The sequence below is a fragment of the Protofrankia sp. Cas4 genome (assembly GCF_963555915.1).
Classification (GTDB): Bacteria; Actinomycetota; Actinomycetes; order Frankiales; family Frankiaceae; genus Protofrankia.
The window spans coordinates 1-7,025 of record NZ_CAUVXL010000106.1; the positions used below are offsets into that span (position 1 = coordinate 1).

Below are 7,025 nucleotides of genomic sequence, written 5' to 3' on the forward strand. Positions count from 1 at the left end.
ACCCTGTTTCTACCGGCCGCGTGGGCGGCCCGACTCCTGGAACAGAGGACTCCATGCATACGACAATCGTGGTCTTACGGATCCTTTTCACCGGCGTGCTGTCGGCCTATGCCCTCCTCATCATCGGCTACCTGGCAACGCAGATTCGCTTCGCGCACCGGACGTATCGGCGGCAGCGAGCCGTCCCGGGAAACGTCGGACCCGCCACCGCACTACCCACCGTCGATGTGATCATTCCGTGCTTCAACGAACAACCGGCGGTGCTCGCATCCTGTTTGCGCTCCGTGGCGAACCAGGACTACGAAGGCCTTCTCACAGTGTACGTCGTCGACGACGGCTCACGGAACCGCCAGCAGCTCCAGTCCGTTTACGATGAATTCGGTCGCGACCGACGATTTGTGATCATTCCGTTGACGAACAACGTGGGAAAGCGGAAGGCCCAGGTAGCGGCCATCCGTCAATCGGTCGGCGACCTTGTCGTGGCAATCGACTCCGACACGACCATCGAACCCGACGTCGTAGGCAAACTGGCGGCGGCGATGGCCGACCCCGGGGTGGGTGCGGCTATGGGGCACATGGTGGCGAGTAACAGTCGGGCGACCTGGCTCACCCGACTGGTCAACATGGAGTACTGGATCGCCTGCAACCAGGAACGGGCCGCTCAGTCCGTCTTCGGAGCGGTGATGTGCTGCTGCGGGCCGTGCGCGATCTACCGGCGCTCCGTGCTCACGACCGTCCTCGACGACTACGAGACCCAGATGTTTCGTGGGCGACCGAGCGACTTCGGAGAGGATCGCCACCTGACGATTCTCATACTGCAGTCGGGTCTGCGCACCGTCTATATCCCGGACGCGACGGCCGCGACCGTCGTCCCCGAGCGGATTCGTCCCTACCTGCGCCAGCAGCTCCGGTGGGCCCGCAGTACCTATCGGGACACCCTCCTTGCCATCAGGCTCCTTCCCCGCCTGCACCGCTATTTGACACTTGACGTCGTCGCGCAGAATCTGGCGCCGTTGTTACTCGTCCTGTCAATGATCACAGGCCTCGCTCTTGTCGCTGTGTCCGCGGCTCCACCGCCGTGGTGGTCGATCGCCGCAATGGCAGGGCTCTCGTTGCTGCAGTGCACCTATGGCGCCTGGCGCACCAGGAAAATGGCGTTCTTCGCGTTTGCCTTCCACGGATTCATCAACATCGGCCTGCTCCTTCCCCTGAAGCTCTATGCACTCTGCACCCTGGGCAACACGACCTGGGGTTCACGCGCTCTGCCTGCGGCGCAGCACACGAGCGCAACGCAGCATGTCATTACAACGACCGGGATCCCGGCGTACGCCGATTCCCGGGGAACGTATGAGGAGGTTGTACCACTATGAAACCAGCAATTGCTGTCGAAGGTCTGGTAAAACGTTACGGGAACGCGCACGCTCTGGACGGACTGAATCTGGAGGTCCAGCCAGGAACCGTCCTCGGCCTGCTCGGTCCGAACGGCGCAGGTAAAACCACGACCGTCCGGATACTGACCACCTTGCTGAAGCCAGACGGCGGACGCGCGTGGGTGGGCGGTTTCGACGTGGTCCGGCAACCGTATGAGGTGCGGCGCTGCATCGGAGTTTCCGGTCAGGAGACAGCCGTGGAACCCCTGCTGACCGGATGGGAGAATCTGGAGTTCTTCGGCCGGCTGCACAGGCTGGGCCGGCGGCGGGCACGCCAGCGCGCCCAGGAGTTGCTTGAGCAGTTCGACCTCACCGCGGCGGCCAGCCGGCTGGCAAAGACCTACTCGGGCGGCATGCAGCGCAGGCTGGACCTCGCCATCAGCCTGATCACACGGCCGGCTGTCCTGTTCCTCGACGAACCGACAACTGGGCTGGACCCTCGTAGCCGCAGCGGCACCTGGGCAATGATCTCCGAACTCGTGAGCGCGGGCACAACGCTCCTGCTCACCACCCAGTACCTGGAAGAAGCCGATCAGCTCGCCGACCTGATAGCCGTGGTCGACCACGGCCGTGTCATCGCCAGAGGCACCGCGGACGAGCTGAAGACACAGATCAACGGTGACCGCATCGAGGTTGTCCTGCGTGACCGTGAACTGCTGCCTCTTGCCGCGTCCATCCTTGACTATTTCGGTACCAGCCAGGCGGTCGTCCTCCCATCGGAACGACGGGTCACCGTGATGACACCACACGAACCGGGGCTGCTCGCCCGGGTGCTGCGTGAGATGGATGCCGCCGCGGTCGAACTCGAGGACGTCGCGCTGTGCCGACCGACCCTTGACGACGTCTTCCTGAGCCTCACCGGTCGACCCACGGCCACCGAAGCGGCACCCAATACGACGGCGATGGCGGCATGAACGAGAACATGCTTTCCCTGGCGGACCGTGCAATGTTACCCGCTGCCGACATCAGGCCGCACCGTAGATACGGCGAAATTACCGGTCGTCACCGGAACACGAACCTGAGGATCGTATCGGGACCCCCTGTCAGCCCGCGTTGGTCCGGTCGGAGCACCGGAGCCGCACTCACCGAAACATACCTGATGACCAGACGCATTCTGATGCGGCTGCCGAGACAACCCGACATCATTGCCTACAGCATTATTCAACCGGCTCTTTTCACCCTGGCGATGGTATATCTTTTCGCCAATGCAATAAAATTGCCGGGCGGCGGTAGCTATACTGAATTCGTGATCGGCGGCCTGTTGGCGCAGACTGTTGCGTTCGCTGCCGCGTCCACCTCCGGTGCGATCGCCCAGGAACTCGAAGAAAATACGATCGATCGCCTCCGTACGCTACCAGTGGCCCGCTCCACCGTCCTCGCCGGATTCACCAACGCCGGCCTGTTGAAGACCTTCATAACCGTACTGGTGACGATTTCGTGTGGGTTCGCGGTCGGCTGGCGCATCCACAACGGTATCGGCAGTGCACTACTTTCCGTCGGCATACTTCTGATTTTCGGTCTCGCGATGAGCTGGGTGGGTGCACTCATCGGGGTGTGCACGAAAAGTCCGGAGGCGGCCGCCGGGGCCGGTACCATCTGGCTGTTCCCGGTAATCTATCTCTCCAATGCGCTCGCACCCGTACAGAGCATGCCGGTGTGGGTGCAGTACGCCGCCGAGTGGAACCCCGTTTCCGCGGTCGGAACTGCCAGCAGACAGCTCTTCGGAAATCCGGCGACTCCGGTGGTCCACCACACCTGGATGACCGACTATCCGATCGCGATGTCGCTGGTCTGGTCATGTGTGATCCTGTTCGTCGCCGCCCCGCTGTGCGTTCGAAAGTTCATGCGGGCGACCAGTCGGTGAGGTCGTCGACCTCACGTCGCTCATTCCGGCAATCGCGAACGCCAGTATCGAGACAAGGGGACGTCCAATGCGAATTCTGAGCATGAACCCCGGGCACGACGGCGCGATCGCCTTCGTGGAGGACGGCCGGCTCATCTACTCCCTCGAAGGCGAGAAGGACTCCTTCGGCCGTTACGGAGGGATCTCGGCGTCCCTGGTTCTCCAGGCCATGGACATGGCACCCGGGCAGCCGGACGTGCTGGCCATCGGTGGCTGGCACAAGGCACTGCCAGGTTATCTGTCACAGCATGGGGCAGGCTATTTCGGCGTGGACCCGGGGGTGACCTCGGAAGGGAGCTTCTGCGGGAAACCCGTCACCGTCTTCACCTCCAGCCACGAGCGCTCGCATCTTTTCATGGTCGCGGCGATGGCTCCGGCCGCTCCGCTACGCGAGTGCGTGATTCTGGTGTGGGAGGGCGAGATCGGCGCCTTCTACCACTGGCAGAATTATGGAGCGAAGATCACACCGCTCCCGGTTCTGGCGGAGCCCGGCTCACGTTACGCCGCGCTCTTCGCTCTCGCCGACCGCACCTTCTGGGACTCCGGAGACGTACCCCGGCTGCAGGACGCGGGAAAGCTCATGGCTCTCACCGCATATGCAGCCGACTCCGAACCCCGGTCCGAGGTGAAAGAGGTTGTCGAGGAATTCATGAAACCCGGAAAAACGTTTGAGCCTTTTGAGAAGATCTCCTTCCGGGACTCCGCCCTGTACAACTGCGGTGTCGACAGTCCGCTGTTGCACACCGCCGCCCGGTATCTGACCACCCGACTGTTCGAGACCTTCCGTTCGGTGGCCGAATCCCGGCTCCCCCGCGGGCTGCCGCTGTTGATATCCGGCGGATGCGGCCTGAACTGCGAGTGGAACAGAAGCTGGCGTGAGTCCGGCCTCTTCACCGACGTCTTTGTCCCACCCTGTGCCAATGACTCCGGTTCGGCTATCGGCACCGCGATGGACGCGGCGACGTACTTTGGTGAGCCGTGCCGTCTTGAGTGGAATGTCTACGCGGGGGCCCCGTTCGTGCATGACGGGGAACCCGATCCCGCCCGTTGGTCGGTCCAGCCGCTGCACGTCGAGCGACTTGCCAGGCAGCTGCTGGACGGCAGGGTGGCCGCGTGGGTCCAGGGACGCTACGAGATCGGACCGCGCGCGCTCGGGCACCGGTCGTTACTCGCATCTCCACTGACCGCCGGGGCGAAGGACCTCCTCAACACGATCAAAAAGCGCGAAGGGTACCGACCGATAGCGCCCTGCTGCATTGCCGAGGACATGGGCCTCTGGTTCGACAACCCGGTCGAGGACCCGTACATGCTGTACTTCAGTCGCGTCCGGACCGATGCTCTGCCAGCGGTCACCCACGTCGACGGAACGGCGAGGGTCCAGTCGGTGCGATCCAGCGACGAGCCCACTCTGTACCGGCTGCTGGAATCATTTCGGGCTGTTTCGGGCTATGGCGTCCTGTGTAACACCTCACTGAACTTCTCCGGGCACGGGTTCATCAACCGCATGTCGGAACTCATCGGCTACTGCGAGACGAAGAACATCTCAGACGTTATCGTCGGGGACAGCTGGTATCAGCGCAGCGAGCTCGGTTCGACCCACACCTAGCGTGTTGTCGCCGGGTGGATGCCGGCGAGCCGGCGGGCCGCGGTGACGGCCTGGTCGCCGAACCGTTCGTAGTAGCGGGAAAGCAACGTCAGGTCCACGGCGCTCTGAATCCCGTATGGCCACGCCGAATCGGTCAGGGTTGCCAGCAGCCGCCGGTGAATCTGGTCGATCTGGTCGTCCGCGTCCTCCACCTGCCGGGCCGCCTCCCGGTCATCCTTGCGGATCGCGGCGGCAAGCTGGTCGGCCAGGTCGCCGCACAGCCGGCCGAGATGGGTGATGGTGGGACGCAGCGGCGCCGGGACCACCGGGGCGGGCCGCCGGAGATCGGCGGTGGCCGCGATGTGATCGGCAAGCTCGCCCATCCGTTCCACCCCGGTTGCGATCCGCAGACAGGCGACCACAAGTTGTAGGTCCCCGGCCACCGGATTCTGACAGGCAAGCAGCACCACGAGCTCGTCGTCCAGCTTCCGGCTGCGGACCTGCAGGCTCTGCAGGGCGGCGTGGACCGCAGCGGTATCAGCCCGGCCGGCATCGGGGCCGGCCACAGCGACGGTGGCGGCTGTGACGATCCGACTCGCCTCAGCTGCGAGCTCCCCGAGGGCCACTCGGACCCGGTCCAGCTCGGCGGTGTAGTCAAACCGGTGCGGTCCCGGAACATCCATAATCTGATGAACCTCCATAATCCGATGAACCTCCATAATCCGATAGTGGCGCCATCCTGGCGACCCTGCCCGTCGGGAACATGCGCCACGTGGACGTCAGCCACCGACACTGCTCGGACCGGGCGCCGGGCGTGCGCTGGGTGCGCTGGGTGCGCTGGGTGCCAGCGGCGAGTTCCTGACCCGGAAGACCCGCGCGACATTGTGCGGCAGCCACCAGTTCCAGCGCCCGAACAGTGCCATCGCGCTCGGAACGAGCAGTGCACGGATGATGGTCACATCGATGATGATCGCCGCGCCGAGCCCGAACCCGAACTGCTGCAGACCGACGATCGACCCGGCGACGAAGCCCATGAAAGCGGCGAACATGACCAGGCCGGCCGCGGTCACAATGCGCCCGGTCTTGGCCAACCCGAGCGCCACCGCGGTCTCGTTGTCCCGGCCGGCGTCCCACTCCTCGCGCATCCGGCTCACGAGGAAGACCTCGTAGTCCATGGACAGACCGAACACCATCGCAAAGATGAAGACCGGGATCCAGCCCTCGATCTGGTCGAAGGAAATGAGCCCGAGCGCGCCACCCACGCCCCACTTGAAGAAGACCACCAGCAGGCCGTAGGCGGCAGTGATCGAAAGCAGGTTCAGGACGATTGCTTTCAGCGGGAGGATGATCGAACGGAAAGCCCGCAGCAGGAGGAAATACGTGAGGACGAGCACCCCGAGCACCAGCCAGGGAAAGGCGCTATAGGTGAGGTGCAGGAAGTCGACCCCGCTCGGAGGGCCGCCGCCGGCGTAGACGGCGACCCCGGTGGGGAACCCGGCCGCCGGGACGAGGTCCTGGCGCAGGCGGTGGGCAAAGTCGAGCGACGCGGGCGTCCCGTACTCACTCTTCCCGATCACCTGTAGCTGCAGGTAACGCCGGGACGGGTCGACGAACTGCGTGCTGGCAGGGTCGAAGACGACCGCGGCGACCTGCGAATCGGCACGAAGACTGTGCTGGAGCCGCGTCAGCCCGGCCTGCACCTGGGCGTCATCGGCCCCGCCTGGCCGATGGGAGTCGATGACGACCGTCGTCGGCGCCAGGGCGCCCGCGCCGACCGCATCGGAAAGGATGTCAAGGCCCTGGACACTCTCGAGAGTGCGCGGGATGCCCTTGTTCGAGCCCGGTCCGAGCTCGAGGGCCAGCACTGGCAGCGCGAGCGCGACGAGCAGCGCCGTGCTGCCCGCCGCGATGGCCGCCGGGTGGCGCATGATCGTCCATGCGAGACGAGCCCAGACGTTCTCCTCCGCCTCTCGGCGCTCGGTGATGGAGCGCGGTAGGAGCCGCACCCGATCGAGCTTCGCGGCCAGGAAGTACAGCAGGACGGGTAGCAGGGTCAGTGCGCAGGCGACCGAAATAATCGGGATGAACAGGCCGCCGATGCCGAAAC

At 64.5% G+C, this 7,025-nt stretch carries 6 protein-coding genes; 4 read left to right on the forward strand and 2 right to left on the reverse strand.

What is annotated here, in order from left to right:
• Positions 1–53 precede the first annotated feature (53 nt).
• The 4 genes from nodC to U9979_RS09940 all read left to right on the forward strand — a co-directional run bounded on the left by nodC (position 54) and on the right by U9979_RS09940 (position 4,939).
• Positions 54–1,370, forward strand: a complete 1,317-nt coding sequence (nodC, locus tag U9979_RS09925; protein WP_416219852.1) for a chitooligosaccharide synthase NodC — start codon at positions 54–56, stop codon at positions 1,368–1,370.
• Entirely contained in the window at positions 1,367–2,344 is a 978-nt protein-coding gene (locus U9979_RS09930) for an ATP-binding cassette domain-containing protein (protein WP_322779135.1), read from the forward strand. The genes nodC and U9979_RS09930 overlap by 4 nt, the downstream gene beginning before the upstream one ends.
• A 185-nt stretch (positions 2,345–2,529) precedes the next feature.
• Entirely contained in the window at positions 2,530–3,294 is a 765-nt protein-coding gene (locus U9979_RS09935; protein ID WP_322749956.1) for an ABC transporter permease, read from the forward strand.
• Between the two features lie 67 nt (positions 3,295–3,361).
• Complete coding sequence (locus U9979_RS09940; RefSeq protein WP_322779136.1) at positions 3,362–4,939, forward strand: carbamoyltransferase C-terminal domain-containing protein; 1,578 nt, start codon at positions 3,362–3,364, stop codon at positions 4,937–4,939.
• Here U9979_RS09940 and U9979_RS09945 read toward each other — a convergent pair.
• Entirely contained in the window at positions 4,936–5,601 is a 666-nt protein-coding gene (locus U9979_RS09945; RefSeq protein ID WP_322779137.1) for a phosphate signaling complex PhoU family protein, read from the reverse strand. The two genes, U9979_RS09940 and U9979_RS09945, sit on opposite strands and share 4 nt — an antisense overlap.
• Positions 5,602–5,697: 96 nt before the next feature.
• A partial coding sequence (locus tag U9979_RS09950; RefSeq protein ID WP_322779138.1) for an MMPL family transporter occupies positions 5,698–7,025 on the reverse strand: 1,328 nt, incomplete at its 5' end.

Bases quoted from the DNA above. Each gene is read 5' to 3' on its own strand.
- nodC (WP_416219852.1), top strand. From the start codon at position 54: ATGCATACGACAATCGTGGTCTTACGGATCCTTTTCACCGGCGTGCTG.
- U9979_RS09930 (WP_322779135.1), top strand. From the start codon at position 1,367: ATGAAACCAGCAATTGCTGTCGAAGGTCTGGTAAAACGTTACGGGAAC.
- U9979_RS09935 (WP_322749956.1), top strand. From the start codon at position 2,530: ATGACCAGACGCATTCTGATGCGGCTGCCGAGACAACCCGACATCATT.
- U9979_RS09940 (WP_322779136.1), top strand. From the start codon at position 3,362: ATGCGAATTCTGAGCATGAACCCCGGGCACGACGGCGCGATCGCCTTC.
- U9979_RS09945 (WP_322779137.1), bottom strand. From the start codon at position 5,601: ATGGATGTTCCGGGACCGCACCGGTTTGACTACACCGCCGAGCTGGAC.